Here is an 18750-nt window from a genome sequence, read left to right as displayed (position 1 = left end):
TATTATAGAGTAAATACTTAGAAAAATTGATTCTCTCCCGTTTAATTAAAAAGGAGTGAGCGGAGATGTTTTTATCGGACGTTGTTGATCAAACAATAAAAAAACTTAAAAGCCAAACAGCGAATGTTATCACCTTAACAAACCTATCATTAGGCGGTTTTGCAATTGTTTTAGGAATTCACGGAAACCTAAGATTAAGCCTGTTATTAATCTTTATTGCAGCATTAGCCGATCGATTTGACGGAATGATTGCTAGAAAATTCAACATTGAATCAGAGCTGGGTAAACAATTGGATTCCATGAGTGATATTATATCATTCGGAGTCGCACCGGCACTATTATTGTATCAAGGAATCTTAAACGATTTTGGCGGTCCCGGATCGTTTTTTACTGTATTTTACATCGGATGTGGTGCTTTTAGATTAGCACGTTTTAACATTACCGAGAGCAATGGCTATTTTACAGGATTACCGATTACAGCAGCAGGCTGTTTAGTCACCCTAAGCTTTCTTGCTATTCCCTATCTGCCGCCTCAGACCTTCTTATTCATCATTATTATTTTATCATTTCTTATGGTCAGTTCCTTTAAACTTAAAAAAGTATAATTTAATCGAAAAAGCCCGGCGATCCTTTTTGCCGGGCTTTTCGCTTATTGTTCTTACTTATCCTTCGTTAATTCAAGGAATTCAACAATATCATCCAAGCAAGGTTTTACGGCCTGTTCCCAGAAATCTTTTTGTGTCAAATCAACCTGCAGATGCTTCTCTGCCAGATCCTCTACGGTCATGGAAGCCGTATCCCTCAACAAGGCAATATACTTTTCTTCATATCCTTTTCCTTCCGCAAGAGCCTTTGCATAAATCCCCAATGAGAATAAATATCCAAAGGTGTACGGGAAGTTATAAAACGGTACTCCTGTAATAAAGAAATGAAGCTTTGAGGCCCAAAATAATGGATGGTATTCATCTAAGGCATCACAATACGCTTCTTTTTGCGCTGAGAGCATCAGTTCATTTAACCTTGTTGACGACAAAGGACCTTGTTTTCTTTCTTCATAAAAGCTTGTTTCGAACAAGAACCTCGCGTGAATATTCATTAATAGGGCAACCGTTCTCTGAATTTTATCATCCAGGAGAACAAGCTTTTCTTCTTCATTTTTTGCATTTTTTACGGCGGCATCGGCAACAATCATTTCAGCGAAGGTAGAGGCTGTTTCTGCAACATTCATTGCGTAATTTCGATTTAAATAGTGGACACCTTTCATTGCAAATGTGTGGAAGCCGTGCCCTAATTCATGTGCAAGTGTGGAGACATTGGATGGAGTCCCTGAATAGGTCATGAAAATTCGTGATTGATTACTTTCCGGAAAAAAGGTGCAAAAACCACCTGGTGCTTTTCCAGGACGATCCTCGCCTTCAATCCACTGTTCTTCAAAAGCCTTTCGGGCAAATGCCGCCATTTTTTCGCCAAAATGTGAAAACTGCTGTTGGATAAATTCTGCACCTTCCTGATAAGAAACTTTAGATTCCGTCTTGCCGTATGGGGCATCTAAATCAAACCAGCTTAATTTTTCTAAACCTAGCAGTTTAGCTTTTCGGTTTAAATATTGGACAAGCAGTTCCTTACTTTCTGTTATGACGGTCCACATCGTTTCAAGGGTTGCTTTTTCCATGCGGCTGATCGTAAGCGGCTCCTTTAATACATCTTCCCAGCCTCTTTTTTCGTAAACACTTAAACGAAAGCCTGCAAGGTGATTCAATGTTTTAGCTAAAAGATCTGCCTGCTCTCCCCAGGCTTTCTCCCAATTTTTAAATACTTCGGCGCGATTCTCTCGATTAGGGCTTGAAAATTTATTAAATGCCTGACCGACTGACAGCAGCTTTTCTTCGCTATTTTCTGTAAATGGAATTTTAATTTTCCCTACTACTAAGTCATATAACTGTCCCCAGCCATGGTAGCCATCTACCCCAAGGGCATTGATTAATGCCTCTTCTTCCTTCGATAATTTATCCTTCGCCCGTTCTCGGCGTTCATTTAACACAAAAGAAAGGTCATTCAATGACTCATCCTTTACCATTTGTCCCCAAAGGGAATCGCTAATTGAAGTTAGTAGGTTGTCAAAGCCTGCAAGAGCTGTCTGAAAAACAGCACTTAAACTCGTAACTTTCGCATCAAGTTGGTTCGCCTTTTGATCCTCCGTGTTTTGTGCCTGCAAGCAGCCAACAAATGCCCCTGCTTGACGCAGCTTTTTGGCAGCGCTCTCAAAATCTACTAATAACTCATGTAAATAGATCTTATCCTCCAGATTATTTTTAGGTGCCCACTGATTAACCTTTTTTTGAAAAAGCTGAATTAATTGTTCTGTTTTTTGTATGTGAGTAGTAAATTCAGGAGAATCACTCCCACCTTTAAAAATCACATCTAGATCCCAAACATCTGAATATGTAACGGCCGTCAATGTTTTTCCCTCCTTTATATATGTACAAATTTATTATATGTTTATATTTCAAAGAATTCTATTTTCAGGTAAAGTAATTAGAAATTTGACAACTTTGCAGAGACTGGGGTATAAGTGGAAGGAAAAGGATTCATTAAGAGATCCGTGGAGGATTATGATTTTTGGTTCGTTCAGGAGGAGAAGAAGTGAAGATTCAAAAGATTACTTTTACTATTTTATTAGGATTAATGGTGGTTGCCGCCGGCTGCTCAAATAAAGGTCAAAGCCAGAAACCACAAGAAGAAACAAAAAATACTAAAACTAACATTCCCTATAAGATTATCGAGGCAAAGACTTTAAAAGTGGATCATATCCATGGGATTGGTTATCCTGGTAATGACAATAAGCTTTATATTGCCGCCCATGATGGCTTGAAAATGTATAAGGATTCAAAATGGTTTGAAACAACCACCAATCTCCATGACTATATGGGATTTCAGGCAACTGAAAAGGGATTTTTGGCAAGCGGTCATCCGCAAAAAGGAACGGATTTAAAGAATCCGCTTGGATTAGTTCAAAGCATTGATAAAGCCAAAACAATCGATCAATTGGCTTTTTATGGTCAAAAGGATTTTCATTTCATGGCCGCAAGCTATTCAGGCAAATGCATTTATGTCATTAATGAAGAACAAACCGACAAACTAGCACCCGGTGTCAATTATTCAAAGGATAACGGGATGAGCTGGAAAAAGAGTGAATTCAAAGATTTTACCGCTGATTCGCTCGGTATGATTGCCGTTCACCCTATTAACGGTGATTTAATGGCCATGTCAACGAGGTCAGGTATTTATTACTCAGAAGACAATGGAAATACAATGAAGTTGATTACAAAGCCTGTAATGGTAACAGCCCTAACCTTTATGGATAATGACCTCTTATATTCAAGTGTCGAAGATGGAAACATCTTATTAAAAACCATTAACCCTAAAAATGACAGCCAAAAAAATTGGAAAATCCCCTTCTTGGATTATGATAATCCGATTACTTATTTAGCAGTTAATCCGAAAAACAAGAAGGAAATTGCTTTTACAACCTATAAGAATGATGTGTATGAAACAACAGATGGCGGTAAGAATTGGAAGGTTCTCTTAAAGAATGGAAAAATGGAGCAGGATTAATCCCGCTCCATTTTTTTCTTTAGCGATTTTTCTTTCGCTCTTTCTCCGCTCGATAAAATTCATGGAACATTTTCATAAGGGCTCGCTTTTCAATCCTCGATACATAACTTCTTGAAATCCCAAGTTCCTTTGCAATTTCCCGTTGGGTCTTTTCTTTTTGCAAATCGAGTCCAAAGCGGCCAATAATGACTTCTTTTTCCCGGTCATCAAGGACATCAATGTATTTTCTGATTTTTTCAAGTTCCATATTTAATTGAATGGTGTCGATGACATCCTCTGATTCTGATTTGAGTACATCAATGAGAGAAATTTCGTTTCCTTCTTTGTCCTGCCCAATTGGATCGTGAAGGGAAACATCTTTTTTTGTTTTCTTCAGTGCCCTTAAGTGCATGAGAATTTCATTTTCAATACACCTTGCGGCATAAGTGGCAAGCTTTGTTCCTTTTCCTTCAGAATAGCTCTCGATTGCTTTAATCAATCCAATGGTTCCGATTGAAATTAAATCCTCTGAATCCTCACCAGTATTTTCAAACTTTTTGACGATATGGGCGACAAGACGAAGATTATGTTCGATCAGCATATTGCGTGCATGTGAATCCCCTTCTGCCATTAAACGAAGATATTTTCTTTCCTCAGCAGCAGATAAGGGCTGTGGAAAAGCATTATTTTTCACATAGGAAACAAGAAAAAGAAATTCCTTTACTAAATAACCGAGAGCCGTAAAAATTCCAGACATGCATCTCCACCCCCGAGCCATATTAGACTAGTGCCTATAACTAATTCCTATGTAGAAAACAGGGAGATTGTGTCTGTCCATTATTTTTTATTTCTTAAAGTATTTTAAGATTCAATAAAAAAAAGCACCAACCATTGGAACGGTTGGTACTTGAGTTTAATCATTACGCTGCTACCTCTGAGGCGATATAACAGGCAATCGCTCCTGTAATGACAAGAGAAAGTGCAACCATAAACAACATATTCCCCACCCCTTTAAGAATGATTCTGTTATGTCTAATTAGAATTTATCATATTTTCACAGTATCTATCTTCAAGGGTTGTGAACATTTTGTTAACAATCAAAGCATAGGATAAACAGATTCAGGATGACTTCTTTTTCTTAGCCCTTAGGAAAAGTGATAATAAAACAAAATGCAACGGCATTACCATAACCTCCTATTTAACGTCGTTAGGTGGTATCTTTCATAACCCACAAACTAGCTTTTCTTCCTTGAATGAAATAAATCATATATAAAACCACCTTTCTTTATTAGCGAATTTTTGGTACTTACATCCAATGATGCATGGAAATTTGCCGATCTTTATTTTCCTCGTAAAGCTTCTCAACCATTTCTTGATGCATTGCTTCCTCAACACTGATCCGGCGTTTCTTAATCGTAATCGAAAGAAATAAAATATTCAGGGTCATTAGATTTCACCTCCTAAAACAGATTTATTTTTCTAGCAGCAATTAAAATATGTGATACATGGAGCTTTGCCGATCTTTAGTTTGCTCATAGAGCTTTTCAACCATTTCCTGCTGAACAGCTTCTTCAAGGCTCATTTTTCGCTTTTTGATCGTAATTGAAAAGAATAAAATATTCAGGGTCATTAGTTTTCACCTCCTTTAAAGAAATTCACACAACCTCTACACATTATGCAGTACATATCCAAAGGGACTGTAAAAAGGGCACAAAAAGGCCGCAAGAAGCAACTCCTCCTGCGGCTTTTAGCATTAGCTAATTTTAGGCACAAAAATACCGCAAGGCGTCATTCTCCCTGCGGCATGGATATGTATAGTAAAATACGTTAAGCAATCCATTCCAGTCTGGTCGAATGCACATTATTTAGTTTATTAAATTTCGCTGCTGTTGGAATTAATACCATCATCATTTGATTCGACCTCCTTTTAGAATTTTTTACTAACTACGGTAATTATATCCACATCACCTTACTTTGTAAACCTCTTTTTAACAATTTTTTCAAAATAGACAAAAAAAATAAGCGTCCTTTTTAGGAAGGCTCAGGCTGTCGAACTTTCGATAGCCTTTAATTTATTCACTTTCTTTATCATTTCACCGTGTTAATTTTATAAAAAGGTTAATATATAGGCTGTTCAATTGGTTTGTTGATTTACGCTCCAGGCACTTCGCTTTCCGCGGGCGTTTGATGAATAAGTTCCGGACAACCACCTTCACCTGATTGATAATATATAGTTTTTTTCTTACACCTGAATAAAATCCCCATTTTTAGCGAGGATAATGATGCCCATTTGATCCCAATATTCTTTTTAATAGGCTATTTTCGTAAACTTTGTTGCTCTCTTACTAAATATACTCGCATAAATACTATTGTACAAAGCTGATGAGTTCCAAGGCGATCGAGTCCGAATGGAACCCTGATTCAGACAGGGGGTGTGGATTTCAAAGCCGGTCGTGTCCGAATGGACCCCTGATTCAGACAGGGGATGTTGATTTCAAAGATGATTGAGTCCGAATGGACCCCTGATTCAAACAGGGATGTTGATTTCAAAGATGATTGAGTCCGAATGGACCCCTGATTCAGACAGGGATGTTAATTTCGAAGATGATTGAGTCCGAATGGAGCCCTGATTCAGACAGGGATGTTAATTTCGAAGATGATTGAGTCCGAATGGACCCCTGATTCAGACAAGGAAGTTAATTTCGGAGACGCTCAAGTAGTATAAGCCGTAACATGATATATATGGGAGGAGTACTAGTAAAAAGCTCCCTGTTGATTGGAGCGGAAGGTGCGAAGACTCCTGCGGGAGTACGGGGCAGGGGAGACCCCACAGGCGCCAAAGCGCCGAGGAGGCTCCCCGGCACGCCCGCGGAAAGCGAAGCACCTGGAGCGGAAATCAACAGGCCCATTAGCATGGACAACCTTTTAATAAAGATCATTTAACAAAATTAAAAATTGCCGAGAAAAATTACCTTTCTCGACAATCTGGACGTCACTTTTTGGAACGCTAATTAATTTGAGTTATGTTCATGGTCATCTTCCATTTCCATTAATTTCATTTTGTACATTTTCGCCTGAGCAAAAAATAAAATGGAAACAGCTAAAAAACTTGCTGATACAAGCATCATAATATTTAAATCCGTTGGATCCTTTGACCCCGATGGAATGATTACGCCTAAGTAAAAAAAGACACCGACAGCTAATAAGACAGTTGCAAACCGTTTAAAGTCCACCATCTTCTCAAAAAGATGTTTTGTTTGTGTTTTCAATGCTGTTCACCTGCTTTTCTTAGAATCTACTAACCTACTTTACCATATAAACCAAAATGGAAATAGGATGTAAATTTTAGAAAAAAGTGAACTAAAAAAACCCGGCTGCATTTGAGCCGGGTCAAGGGATTTATTTTAACGCTTGTTTTAAATCATCGATTAAATCTTCAACATCCTCAAGTCCAACGGAAATACGGACCAAACCATCTACAATTCCTAATTCTGCACGACGTTCGGCAGGGATTGATGCATGCGTCATTCTAGCCGGCACAGAAATTAAACTTTCTACGGCGCCGAGACTTTCAGCTAATGTAAAGTATTTTACCCTGCTTAATAATTTGTCGGCATTTTCCGCACTGCCAACATCAAATGAAACCATACCGCCAAAGCCGCGGGCTTGCTTTTTCGCAATAGCATGATTTGGATGGGTTTCAAGCCCAGGATAATAGACCTTTTTCACATTAGGGTGTGATTGCAAAAATTCAACAATTTCCTTTGTATTTGCTTCCGTTTCTTCCATGCGAATTCCTAATGTTTTTATCCCTCTAATCAGAAGCCATGAGTCCTGAGGTCCTAAAATTCCGCCAGTAGAATTTTGAACAAAATGAAGGTCTTCGGCAAGCTGGTCGTCGTTCACAACAACTAGACCTGCAACAACATCACTATGCCCACCAATATATTTAGTCGCACTATGAAGGACAATATCTACTCCAAACTCAAGCGGGTTTTGCCAATATGGTGTTGAGAAGGTATTATCAACAATCGTTAACAGATTATGTTCTTTTGCCATCCTAGCCGCTGCTTCAATATCGGTTACCTTTAAAAGCGGATTGGTTGGTGTTTCTAAGTAAATGGCTTTTGTGTTTGGTCTAATTTCCTTTTTAATATTTTCTAAATTGCTTGTATCAACAAAAGTGGAATCAATCCCGACTCGGTTTAAGACCTTGGTCATCACACGGAAGGTACCGCCATATACATCATCTGTTAGAATGACATGATCACCGCTATTAAACAGCATGAAAACGGCAGTAATCGCCGCCATACCAGAGCCAAAGGCAAAACCTGCCTTACCGCCCTCAATATCTTTAATCAGCTCTTCAAGTGCGTGTCTGGTTGGATTCCCGGTTCGAGAATACTCAAAGCCTTTATGGCCTCCTACCCCCTCTTGTTTATACGTACTTACTTGATAAATCGGAAATGATACCGCACCTGTTGCTGGGTCTTCACTAATGCCGCCATGAATTAATTTTGTTTTTCTTTTCACCCTAAACTCCCCCTTCAAAAATCTTTTTACTCAAGTATCGTTCACTGCCATCAGGAAAGATGACAACAATATTTGTCCCTGGTTTTGCTATTTCTGCCTCTTTTAAGGCAGCATAAAATGCCGCACCTGTAGAGCTTCCGACCAGTAGGCCCTCTTTTGCCGCTAATTCCTTTACAAGGGCAAATGCATCGTCATCAGAAACGGTATGAATCGAATCAAAATAGACTGGGTCCATATATCCTGGAAGGAACTCCATTCCAATTCCTTCCGTTTTATGCGGACCGGATTCTCCTCCATTTAAGATAGATCCCTCCGGTTCTACGATAACTGTTTTTACTTCTTTTTTCTGGTCCTTTAAATACCGGGCCGTTCCCATAAAAGTTCCGCCGGTTCCTGCTCCAGCTATAAAAACATCCACCTGGCCATCCAACTGCTCCCAAATTTCCGGGCCGAGTGTTTTATAATACGTCTCAGGGTTTGCCGGATTACCAAATTGCTGTGGGCAATAAGAATTCGGAATTTCCTTTAGAAGTTCCTCCGCTCTTGCAATAGCACCCGTCATTCCTTTTTCTGTTGGAGTATGCACAATTTTTGCTCCCAGTGCCTTCATTAACTCCTGTTTTTCAATACTGAATTTTTCCGGAACACACAAGATGACTTGGATGCCTTTATTGATGGCCGCAAGTGCTAGGCCGATCCCCGTATTTCCTGCGGTTGGTTCAATGACCGTGCTGCCTTCACTGATTTTTCCACTTGCAAAGGCCGCGTTTAATAGTTCCACACCGAGGCGGTCCTTAATACTTCCACCCGGATTCATAAACTCTAACTTTGCAAATAATCGGACACCTTCCTGCAACGGAAAATGCGTAATTTCTACCATAGGTGTTTGACCAATTAATTCATGAACATTTTTATAAATATTCATTTTTTCACCACTTTCCAAGTCTATCTTAATGCTGCTACCATCTTCATCACTAAAGTGGCCGAATGACGTGCTGCCTGATCAATAAACTGGTCGAATGAAACTTCTGATTCTTTTCCTGCTATATCTGAAAGGGAACGGATAATCACAAATGGAACACCAAATCGATGGGCTACCTGGGCAATTGCAGCAGCTTCCATTTCAACAGCTTGCAGGTCATTAAATTTGGAGCGGACAAAATCAACCCGTGCAGGGTCTTCCATGAAAGAATCTCCTGTTGCAATTACTCCTTTTACAATTTGAAAATTCTCAAGCTCTTTTGCGGCATTTTCCGCAACTTCAATTAATTTTTGATCTGCTGTAAAGGCTGCAGGAAGTTGAGGGACCTGCCCGTACTCATAACCAAATGCCGTTACATCGACATCGTGATGGCGAACCTCAGTTGAAATGACTGCATCCCCAACGTTAAGCGACGGATTAAATCCGCCTGCAGACCCTGTGTTGATAATACAATCAGGTTTATATTTTTCAAGCAGAATAGTTGTAGACATCGCTGCATTTACTTTTCCAATTCCGGACCGCAGCAAAATTACATTGGCCCCATGCATTTGTCCAAAGGTAAATTCACAGCCCGCCACAGTTTCTTGACTTCTTCCATCGATATTGTCCCTTAATAAAACTACTTCTTCTTCCATTGCTCCAATGATTGCGATTTTCATTACTTACCTCTTTCTAGCGTTTGACTCCATCCATTAACCAAACAAACTCGTTACATTTTTTAAATGAAACACTAAATCCGTTATTTTCCAATATATTTTTTAACACAGGAATTGTTGTATAGTATTCAGTTGCCAAATCGTTTGCCAGGTTATGAAAGCCTTCGCTTTTTGCTTTTTCTATTGCATTATTATAATCTTCCTCGGATTCATACATCGTATCCGCGAACACTATTTTACCACCTTTTAAAAGAAGCTTGCTATATTTTTCAACTGCAGCCGCTTTTTCATCATCTGTCAGGTGGTGAAAGGCATAGGTGCTTACAAAGGTATCGATGTTTTTGATCTCCGGAAACTCTAGAAAATCTCCATCAAGAACCACGACTTGGTTATTTAGTTTTTGGAGAGCAATTTCCCTCATGGACGAGGAAGGCTCAATTCCTGTTACGATTAAACCACGTGATAATAGCTTTTTGGTCAGATTTCCAGTCCCAACCCCAAACTCTACCACATGACCAGAAGACTGGAAAGCTGCTAAATCTAAAATTTCTTCATATCCGGAAAATACTTCTTTATACTCTTGATCACAGCCAATGACTGTATCATCATATGAATCTGCCCATTGCTCAAATAGATCTAAAAATTCTCTGCCCATTATTTCCACGCTCCTGATGAAAACATATAATTCCTATAAGTATGCTATGGATTAGACAAATACTATGTTACCATAATACATTTTTTTACTCAATATATATGGTTAAACCTGGTTTTTGATTTCCGTTCCAATTACTTTGTTTAAAAGAAAACATGGAACAGCACAAGCCTAAACAATAAAAAAAAGGATGAAGCCGCTAGGCCCATCCTTAGTTTTTTTCTACATTTGTCGGCTTCCAGCCTTGACCGTCAACCCATTCAATATAGACTGTGTAATTTTGTTTTTTATCTTTTGATGATACCGTACCAATCGAAGCATTCTGCTTGCTTCGGTCTCGGCCTAAATGCCAAACAATCATATTATCTTGGTCCAAACCGGTTGCAGAGGAAATTGCATTAAGCATTTCCTGCCAGTCCGTTGAGCTTGTATCATATACAGGAGTATGTTCCCCTGTTTGCGTAGTACCGACTGGTTTCCAATCTTTATTTTCAGTGGTTTTTTCGTCATTAGCGGTATTTTCTTCGTCTGTAGCTTTTTCCTGTGTATCATTTGTACTGCCCTCTTGATCTTCTACTGATGTATCGTCTGTTGCAGTATCAGAGGAAGCATTTTCATCTGCTACAGATGTATTGGTTTCCTCAGCAGATTCAGTTTGAGTCTTATTTTGTGTTGTTTGTTTTTCAGTTGTATGTTGAACATCATTTTTCGGTGATGCACTGCTATCACCTGACGCAAAGATTCTGTAAGCAACGAAAACAATTAAGACGATTACAACGACAATCAAACTATTTAATATTAAATTTGTCTTTTTACGTTTTGCTCTGTATCCCGATCGAGAATCAAAATCGTTATTCAAGTTACTCTCCTCCTAAAAATAAAGCTGTCAACATTCTAACATGAATTGCCGTGAACTTGAAGAGATATCCCTTAAACCATTCGAAAAGTACTATTCTTTACCATGATCGTGTTGATACAGCATTTTGACCATGTCAGCAAATAATAAATTAACCCCGCCCTCATTGTCATACACATCTAAATTTACGGCTACCAGCGCATATTTAGGGCTCTCATAAGGAAAATACCCTGCGAACCATTTATTATGAAGCTGCTTTCCGTCCTGAAACTTACCCGTTTCTGCAGTACCTGATTTCCCGGCAACTTCATAGGGCAGGTCCTGAAACCATTTTCCCGTACCATTAGGGTTTTTTACAACTTCCCTTAACAATTTTTGCAATTTCATAGCGGTATAAGGGGAAATTGTATCACCAGCCAAATCCTGCTTTGGAAAATTCACCATGGTTGTCCCATTTTTATATTCAATCTTAGACACAGCCCTGACCATTTCTTTTTTACCGCCCCTTGCGATGGCTGCCATCATATTAGCAACAGCGACTGGGGTTGCCCTTACCTCATGTTGGCCAATGCCGGACATCGCAGCATAATTAGGGTCTTTTCTGGCGGCATCAGATAGAAATACCCTGCCCTTCTCCTCTTCACCCAGCTGTTTAAAATCATTTGTATGGTAAACATCACCCATCCAGCCTACTGGACCTAATAATGATAATTTAGCTGCGTATTTCTCTAAAAGGGTTGGATCAATTTTTTGTAATTCTTTTGCAAGCTCACCGAAGGTACGATTACAGCTTCTGGCAAAGCTTTCGGAAAAATTCAATTCACCATAATCATATTTAAGCTCAGGTTCACCATTAATTTTCTCGCTGCAATTAAAAAGTCTTGCCGGATTATCTAGGTTATGATCAATGGCTGCAGCAGCTACCACAGTTTTAAAAACGGACCCCATAATTTGCTGCTTCAACATTCGATTTGTGACTCCTGAACTACTGTATGGATCCTGTTTATTTATATGAGGTCGGGATACCATTGCTAGAATACTGTTATCCTTAATATCTAAAAGGACTAAACCGCCCTTTTTAATTTGATATTGATCGACTAATTCCTCTGCCCTATGCTGGATCGTTTTATCAATCGTGGTTTTTACATTAACGGGATAAAACGGATTGGCAGGATCAACATACTTTACATTTATCCCGAATAGTGGAGCTCCATCACCATCAACATGATAAACAAGCTTGGATTTCCCTTCAGGGAGCAGGAATTCATCAAAGCTTTTCTCTAAGCCGGACACACCGATTAAGGTTTCTCTTGGAAGATCCTTTTTTGGATAACGCTCCATCAATACCTTTGTATTCTCACCTGTAAGACCAATTAATTGCTCAGCGGGAACAGTTGCCCTTTCAAACTTTTTATCAATCGCAAAGACACCTGGAATTTCCAGTGCATTGATTCTTTCTACCTGTGAATGGGTTAATTCCAAGGGTTCTGGATTCCCATAGGCAAATGGTTTTTTAGCTGTTTCAACTGTTTGCTGAAGTGATTCTTGAGGAATACCGGTAATGGACGAAACTTTCTCAACATCCCAATTCATTTTTTTTAAAAAAGGAAAAAGCACAAGAACAGATTCCTTTTTATAGCCCAGCATATTTCCATTCCGGTCCAGAAAATCCCCTCTTCCATTGTCAATCACTAATTCCTGAGTTCGCTGTTTAACGCTTTCCTCCAACAAATTAATATGATGCTTGGAGAAAGACTCTGTATCCATTAATTGAATCTGCATAAGCCGGAATAATAAAAACGTTAAAAAGAAAATACAGATGAAAAGCCATCCTTTTGCTCGTCTTCTCCACATAAAAAACACCTCGTCAAAAGTTTTGACGAGGTTTGGAAATTTCAAACAATTTATTCTATTTTTATTATTTAATCGTAATAATTCTAACGCTCATTTCGCCGCCTGGAGTTTGTACAGAGACTTCGTCCCCAACCTTTTTACCTATAAGGCTTTTTGCGATTGGTGAATCATTCGAGATTTTCCCTTCGAATGGATCTGCTTCGGCGCTGCCGACAATCGTATAGGTTTCTTCTTCACCATCAGGAAGTTCAATAAATGTTACAGATCTTCCTAGGGTTACGGAATCACTTACCATTTCGCCTTCTTCGATGATCTTTGCATTTCGAATCATGTTTTCTAATGTGGTAATACGGCCTTCGACAAATGCTTGCTCTTCTTTAGCTGAATCATACTCAGAGTTCTCAGATAAGTCACCAAAACTTCTGGCAATTTTAATCCGCTCCACTACCTCTTTCCGCTTAACGGATTTTAGGTATTCAAGCTCCTGTTCGAGTTTTTCTTTACCAGCCTGTGTCATTGGAAATACTTTTTCTGCTGCCAAAACTTCTCACTCCTTCTAGTATCACAATCCCCCAAAAGATTGTGTTTGAGATATATGTAGGTGGTATGCATCTTTTGTAAATGCATAGGAGCGCGTCCTTTTATCAAGGGCGCGCCGCAATAATATTTTTCCAAATTGGAATCAATTAGGCTATTCTTTGTTATTGTTTCATAAAAATGACTTTTGTTCAAGAATTGTTTGAACTTTTGTGACCATTAAATCAATTGCTACATGATTATGTCCGCCCTCAGGAATAATAACATCCGCATACCGTTTCGAAGGTTCGATAAATTGATTATGCATTGGCCGTACAACGTTCACATATTGATCAATAACCGAATCCAATGTCCGGCCCCGTTCTTTAATATCACGCTGCATTCGGCGGATAATTCTTAAATCGGCATCAGTGTCCACGTAGAGTTTAATATCCATTAAATTACGTAGACGTTCGTCCTCAAGAACCATGATTCCTTCTAAAATTATAACATCTTTTGGTTCAACAGGAATGATTTTATCTGAACGGGTATGAAGCGCGTAATCATATACTGGCTTTTCTATTGGTTCATAGCGCAAAAGCCTTTCAATATGGTCAATTAGTAAATCATTATCAAATGCTAGCGGATGATCATAATTCGTTTTCAGCCGTTCCTCAAATGGTAGCTCGCTCTGATCCTTATAGTAATAATCCTGCTCAAGCATAAGGATGGAATGGCCTTTAAAGCTATCATAAATAGCTTTTGTTACACTGGTTTTTCCGGAGCCGGAGCCGCCGGTTACACCAATAACAACCGGTTTGCGCATCTTAGTTCTCCTTTCGCATCATGTTGTTAGGGTAAACCGGTTTGTCCAATTTAAATTGTACAATTTGAAGCGGATGTCTTGCAGCATCCAATTCCTGACCCTTTTCATCCCATATTTTATCAATGACATGCGTAAAGTTTTGAATTTCCGGACCGAAGAATTCAACTTCATCTCCCGGTCTAAAATGATTACGCTGCTGGAGGGTAACCATTTGCGTCTTCTCGTTATAATCCAACACAAGACCGACAAATTCAAACGTTGTCTTCTTGCTATGATTACCAAACATTTGCTCTTTATACCCTGGAACGCCTTCAAAAAATGCCGGTGCCGTTTCACGGTTTGCGCATTTATCAAGCTCTTCTAACCATTCACGCTTGATGACAAAATTCTCGGGATCTGCACAATAGGCATCAATGACTTTACGATATACACTAACCACTGTGGCAATATAGTGAATCGATTTCATCCGACCTTCAATTTTCAAGCTGTCGATTCCTATTTCAATCATTTGCGGTATAGCTTTGATCAAATTTAGATCTTTCGGACTCATCGCAAATGGCGAATCATTCTCATCAAATTGCGGTGCTTCCGTTTGTCCGCCTTCGAGTTGATATAAATCATAATCCCAGCGGCATGATTGACAGCAGCCGCCGCGGTTGGAATCCCGTGCTGTCATATGATTACTTAACGTACAACGTCCTGAATAAGCAATACACATGGCGCCATGAATAAAAGTTTCAATTTCGATATCCACTTTTTCTTTCATTTCTTTAATCTCTTCCGCACTTGTTTCGCGTGCTAATACCACCCGTTCCAAGCCTTCTTCCTTCCAAAATTGGACGGCTTTCCAGTTAGAAAGAGATTGTTGTGTACTAAGATGGATTTCAATACCCGGCGCTACTCTTTTACATGTTTCAATAATCAACGGGTCTGCGACGATAATTCCGGCTACACCGGCTTCTTTTAAGCCCATTAAATATTGTTCTAATCCATCAATATTTTCATTATGGGCATAAATATTCGTGGTTACGTAGATTTTTGCGTCATACTTTTTAGCAAATTCTACGCCCTCTTTCATTTCCTCAAATGTAAAGTTATCAGCATTCGAGCGGAGGCCGTATTCCTGACCACCGATAAATACGGCGTCTGCCCCATATTGAACAGCGATTTTTAATTTTTCAAGATTTCCTGCAGGTGCAAGCAACTCGGGTTTCTTAACAATTACGCGCTTACCATCAATGATCTCTGATATTTTATCTTTAACAATACTCATATTCAATTTCCCTCCTTTTAATAAACCGTTTCTTTGAAAAAGAACCCTGTATCTAAAGGACGATTAGGCGGTTGAATTTCTTCAATGGCCGCTAATAATTCTTCTTTTTTATCTTCATAAAGCTCTTCATCTTTAAAATATAAATCAATGGCTTCTCGATATGCCTTTGTCACTTCAAGGATATATTCGGAGCTTTTCAGGATTCCATCAATTTTAAAGGAATCGACACCAGCCTCTAACATATCCTGCAATTCATCAATGATACAAATATCATTTGGACTCATAATATGCGTACCGTTTTCATCCTCAAAAATCGGATATTTATTTTCACGTTCTTTGTCATGCAGGAACATATTCCTTTGCATTTTACGATTTTCGATTTCCATGACTTTTCCTTGGTACTCATAATAGTTACCAAGTAAGGAACGCTTCGATTGGAACATGCAGCTCATTCCGTGAACAAGAACTTCGATTTCCACTTCCGCTTTTTCTTTGATTTCAACGATTGCATCCATATTTACTTCACGTGCGAGAACGGCCCGTTTTGCGCCCTTTCTCCCCCAATAATTACAGGTATACCAGTTTGTTCCGGTTGTCTCTGTGCTCCAATGTAACTTCATGTTTGGGGCAGTTTCCCGAGCCGCCAATAATACTGCAGGATCACCGAAAATAATTGCATCCGCATTTGCCTCTACAGCAAAACGGATATAATCATTTAATTCAGCCACTTTTTCATTATGAAAAATGGCATTCATAGCTACATATACTTTTTTTCCTTTAGAATGGCCAAGTTCAATTGCTTTTTGAACTTGTTCACGGTTGAATTCACCGGCTAACCGCAAACCATAGCGTTGTTCTCCAACTACAAATGCATCTGCACCGGCTTCTGCAAGTGGCAGAATATCCTCTACAGATAAAGGAGTCACTAAAATTTCTGGTTTTTTCATTCTTTTTCACCTCTTCTTTTACTAATAGCCACACCATCACCAACTGGGAGTATGATCGTATCATAGTCAGGATGGGCCATGAGCCAGCGATTAAAATCATCTATTTTTCTTACAAGATTTCTTGTTCGTTTCGATTCGATTTCTGGTTCACAAACAAGTCCTTTAAAAAGGACATTATCCGTGATAATCATTCCACCTGGAGAAAGGAACTTTGAATAAATATCAAAAAATCTCTTATATTGGCCCTTTGCGGCATCAATGAAAATCGCATCAAATGGAGCATGTCCAGCCACAAGGCCTTCGACTTCCAGAGCATCCCCTTTAATAAGGGAAATTTGCTCATTTTTTCCGGAGCGGTTGATAAAGGCTTCTGCTAATGCAAAGCGCTCCTCATCCCGTTCAATTGTGACAATTTTGGCATGGGGTAAGGTATATGCCATTCGCAGTGCCGAGTAGCCAATCGCAGTACCAACCTCGAGGATTTTTTTTGAATCCTGTATCCTGAGAAGTTGCAGTATCGCTTCAATTCCTGCTAGTTCCATGATCGGGACATGGTTACCCTTTGCAAATTCTTCCATTTCCTGTAGCAATGGAATTCGATCCAAAATTAAATTTTCTATATAAGAATGTAGCTTTTCGTAATGCAAGCTACTCACCTCAATCCTTTAAAAGCATAATGCTCTCTTTAGACATGAAAAAATAGCGTTCACAGAAACGCTATGGGAAGATTTATTAAAACACTTGAATTATTTTATCATAAAAAAAAGGGGAATGCTAATTTCCCCCCTTAAATTATACCTATTTTTTATTGGAAATATGCTTGGCTTTTTCCTGATTGTGCTCAGCAAGTGTTTTTGTAAAAATAACCGATCCATCAGCTGTAGCAAGAAAATAATAATAATCTGTTTTTTCAGGGCGAAGTGCGGCCTCTATGGAGATTTTCCCAGCATTCGAGATGGGACCTGGAGGTAAACCTGTATTTTTATAGGTATTATAAGGTGAACTCACTTCTAAATCTGCATAATAGACTTTCTTCTTATGTTTCCCTTGTGCATAAAGCACGGTCGGGTCCGTCTGCAGCGGCATTCCCTTTTTTAGCCGATTATAAAAAACACTTGATATTTTTTTTCGGTCTGCCTTTTCGGTAGCCTCTTCTTCAATTAACGATGCCATTGTTAACAGTTGATGAACCGAAAGTTTTTTCTTTTCACTTTCAGCTGTATATTGCGATAACACTGTTTTTGTTTTCTCGAGCATCGCCGATACCATTTCTTCGACGGATGGATTTTTCTTATAAAAGGAATAGGTTGCCGGGTACAGGTATCCTTCAAGCGGATACTTGATATTGTAATTTAGAATTTCATTTGTTAATAGCATTGGGTATTTCGCCATCAATCCTTTAACAAAATTTTTATCATTTAATTGATTGAATACATCCTGATCTTTTTTATGGACTACCTTAGCCATAATATGAGCAATTTCTTTTAATTGCTTTCCTTCCGGAATGGTAATCTTAAAGGCTGCCTGCTGGAGAACCTTCCCTGTTTTCAGACGGCCGACAATCTCCGGGATATCCATCGAAGGGCTTAGCTCATAATTTCCGGCCATAAATCCGCCCTCGTTTTTTAATTTCACATAGTATTTAAATACTTTTGCATTTTTAATAATTCCATTCGACTCTAATCTTTCAGCTATTCCTGTGACAGATGAACCGATTGGAATATCGACCTTTTTTGATATTTTACTCTTTGGATCCACTGGTTTGAGTGCTGATTGAATGTATAAATATCCGCCGCCGCCAATGACAACAATGAGTAAAATAATGATGATCGAAATGATTAAGACAATACGTCTGACAATTTTTGCTTCACTTTGATGTTCCAATAATTTTTTTCTAATTGCTTCTTTATTTGGCCCTTTATCTTCAGTTGCCAATAGTCTCCCCCCTGTGCCAGTAAAACGTTCACAAAATAACCCATAATAAATAAAATATTATAATAAGATATCGTAGTAATTTCATCATACGCAGCGAAAAATGTCAATTTTTCAGTGAAATTGCAG

General features: G+C 38.8%; 19 protein-coding genes. 2 read left to right on the top strand and 17 right to left on the bottom strand.

The features are described 5' to 3' along the window. Positions 1-65 precede the first annotated feature (65 nt). Positions 66-605 carry a CDP-diacylglycerol--serine O-phosphatidyltransferase gene (gene pssA, locus M028_RS0101745; protein WP_026572376.1) on the top strand — a complete coding sequence of 180 codons (540 nt, stop codon included), beginning with the start codon at positions 66-68 and terminating at the stop codon, positions 603-605. A gap of 53 nt (positions 606-658) precedes the next feature. Here the strand turns inward: pssA and M028_RS0101740 are convergent, their stop codons facing one another. Further along, positions 659-2458 carry a M3 family oligoendopeptidase gene (locus M028_RS0101740; protein WP_026572375.1) on the bottom strand — a complete coding sequence of 600 codons (1800 nt, stop codon included), beginning with the start codon at positions 2456-2458 and terminating at the stop codon, positions 659-661. Between the two features lie 185 nt (positions 2459-2643). On the opposite strand from M028_RS0101740, the gene M028_RS0101735 reads away from it, so the two are divergent. Beyond that, complete coding sequence (locus tag M028_RS0101735) at positions 2644-3615, top strand: F510_1955 family glycosylhydrolase (RefSeq protein ID WP_035423652.1); 972 nt, start codon at positions 2644-2646, stop codon at positions 3613-3615. A gap of 19 nt (positions 3616-3634) precedes the next feature. On the opposite strand, the gene sigK is transcribed toward M028_RS0101735, so the two are convergent. The 16 genes from sigK to mltG all read right to left on the bottom strand — a co-directional run bounded on the left by sigK (position 3635) and on the right by mltG (position 18624). Beyond that, positions 3635-4351, bottom strand: coding sequence for an RNA polymerase sporulation sigma factor SigK (sigK, locus tag M028_RS0101730; RefSeq protein WP_026572373.1), 717 nt, complete (start codon positions 4349-4351; stop codon positions 3635-3637). Positions 4352-4900: 549 nt separating this feature from the next. Then, positions 4901-5041 carry a YrzI family small protein gene (locus M028_RS31800; RefSeq protein WP_081810618.1) on the bottom strand — a complete coding sequence of 47 codons (141 nt, stop codon included), beginning with the start codon at positions 5039-5041 and terminating at the stop codon, positions 4901-4903. A 42-nt stretch (positions 5042-5083) separates the two neighbouring features. Continuing rightward, entirely contained in the window at positions 5084-5224 is a 141-nt protein-coding gene (locus M028_RS31795) for a YrzI family small protein (RefSeq protein WP_081810617.1), read from the bottom strand. Positions 5225-6605: 1381 nt separating this feature from the next. Then, a complete protein-coding gene (locus M028_RS0101705; protein ID WP_026572372.1) occupies positions 6606-6863 on the bottom strand; it encodes a YrhC family protein in 258 nt (85 codons plus the stop codon). Between the two features lie 130 nt (positions 6864-6993). Next, positions 6994-8127, bottom strand: a complete 1134-nt coding sequence (locus M028_RS0101700; RefSeq protein ID WP_026572371.1) for a bifunctional cystathionine gamma-lyase/homocysteine desulfhydrase — start codon at positions 8125-8127, stop codon at positions 6994-6996. Position 8128: 1 nt separating this feature from the next. Continuing rightward, entirely contained in the window at positions 8129-9052 is a 924-nt protein-coding gene (locus M028_RS0101695; protein WP_026572370.1) for a PLP-dependent cysteine synthase family protein, read from the bottom strand. 20 nt (positions 9053-9072) lie between these two features. Continuing rightward, positions 9073-9768 carry a 5'-methylthioadenosine/S-adenosylhomocysteine nucleosidase gene (mtnN, locus tag M028_RS0101690; RefSeq protein WP_026572369.1) on the bottom strand — a complete coding sequence of 232 codons (696 nt, stop codon included), beginning with the start codon at positions 9766-9768 and terminating at the stop codon, positions 9073-9075. A gap of 13 nt (positions 9769-9781) precedes the next feature. After that, the gene (locus tag M028_RS0101685) at positions 9782-10420 is read right to left on the bottom strand and encodes a class I SAM-dependent methyltransferase (RefSeq protein ID WP_026572368.1); all 639 of its coding nucleotides are present in this window, start codon (positions 10418-10420) and stop codon (positions 9782-9784) included. A gap of 208 nt (positions 10421-10628) precedes the next feature. Beyond that, positions 10629-11276 (bottom strand): YrrS family protein, encoded by a 648-nt coding sequence (locus M028_RS0101680; protein WP_026572367.1) that lies wholly within the window; start codon positions 11274-11276, stop codon positions 10629-10631. 90 nt (positions 11277-11366) lie between these two features. Continuing rightward, complete coding sequence (locus tag M028_RS0101675) at positions 11367-13127, bottom strand: peptidoglycan D,D-transpeptidase FtsI family protein (RefSeq protein ID WP_026572366.1); 1761 nt, start codon at positions 13125-13127, stop codon at positions 11367-11369. 64 nt (positions 13128-13191) lie between these two features. Continuing rightward, a complete protein-coding gene (gene greA, locus M028_RS0101670) occupies positions 13192-13668 on the bottom strand; it encodes a transcription elongation factor GreA (RefSeq protein WP_026572365.1) in 477 nt (158 codons plus the stop codon). Between the two features lie 168 nt (positions 13669-13836). After that, on the bottom strand, positions 13837-14469 hold the full coding sequence (gene udk, locus M028_RS0101665) for a uridine kinase (RefSeq protein WP_026572364.1): 633 nt from the start codon (positions 14467-14469) through the stop codon (positions 13837-13839). Position 14470: 1 nt separating this feature from the next. Next, a complete protein-coding gene (locus M028_RS0101660) occupies positions 14471-15742 on the bottom strand; it encodes a peptidase U32 family protein (RefSeq protein WP_026572363.1) in 1272 nt (423 codons plus the stop codon). A 17-nt stretch (positions 15743-15759) separates the two neighbouring features. Beyond that, a complete protein-coding gene (locus tag M028_RS0101655; protein WP_026572362.1) occupies positions 15760-16689 on the bottom strand; it encodes a peptidase U32 family protein in 930 nt (309 codons plus the stop codon). Next, a complete protein-coding gene (locus M028_RS0101650) occupies positions 16686-17336 on the bottom strand; it encodes an O-methyltransferase (RefSeq protein ID WP_026572361.1) in 651 nt (216 codons plus the stop codon). The genes M028_RS0101655 and M028_RS0101650 overlap by 4 nt, the downstream gene beginning before the upstream one ends. Positions 17337-17487: 151 nt before the next feature. Then, entirely contained in the window at positions 17488-18624 is a 1137-nt protein-coding gene (gene mltG, locus M028_RS0101645; RefSeq protein WP_026572360.1) for an endolytic transglycosylase MltG, read from the bottom strand. Positions 18625-18750: the final 126 nt, after the last annotated feature.

The organism is Bacillus sp. UNC438CL73TsuS30 (genome assembly GCF_000482325.1).
Classification (GTDB): domain Bacteria; phylum Bacillota; class Bacilli; order Bacillales; family Cytobacillaceae; genus Neobacillus.
This window is presented reverse-complemented; position numbering and strand designations above follow the sequence as displayed.

Coding starts and splice junctions, on each gene's coding strand:
- mtnN (WP_026572369.1), bottom strand. CDS start 9,768: ATGAAAATCGCAATCATTGGAGCAATGGAAGAAGAAGTAGTTTTATTA.
- pssA (WP_026572376.1), top strand. CDS start 66: ATGTTTTTATCGGACGTTGTTGATCAAACAATAAAAAAACTTAAAAGC.
- sigK (WP_026572373.1), bottom strand. CDS start 4,351: ATGTCTGGAATTTTTACGGCTCTCGGTTATTTAGTAAAGGAATTTCTT.
- udk (WP_026572364.1), bottom strand. CDS start 14,469: ATGCGCAAACCGGTTGTTATTGGTGTAACCGGCGGCTCCGGCTCCGGA.
- M028_RS0101660 (WP_026572363.1), bottom strand. CDS start 15,742: ATGAGTATTGTTAAAGATAAAATATCAGAGATCATTGATGGTAAGCGC.
- M028_RS0101655 (WP_026572362.1), bottom strand. CDS start 16,689: ATGAAAAAACCAGAAATTTTAGTGACTCCTTTATCTGTAGAGGATATT.
- M028_RS0101675 (WP_026572366.1), bottom strand. CDS start 13,127: ATGTGGAGAAGACGAGCAAAAGGATGGCTTTTCATCTGTATTTTCTTT.
- M028_RS31795 (WP_081810617.1), bottom strand. CDS start 5,224: ATGACCCTGAATATTTTATTCTTTTCAATTACGATCAAAAAGCGAAAA.
- M028_RS0101695 (WP_026572370.1), bottom strand. CDS start 9,052: ATGAATATTTATAAAAATGTTCATGAATTAATTGGTCAAACACCTATG.
- M028_RS0101685 (WP_026572368.1), bottom strand. CDS start 10,420: ATGGGCAGAGAATTTTTAGATCTATTTGAGCAATGGGCAGATTCATAT.
- M028_RS31800 (WP_081810618.1), bottom strand. CDS start 5,041: ATGACCCTGAATATTTTATTTCTTTCGATTACGATTAAGAAACGCCGG.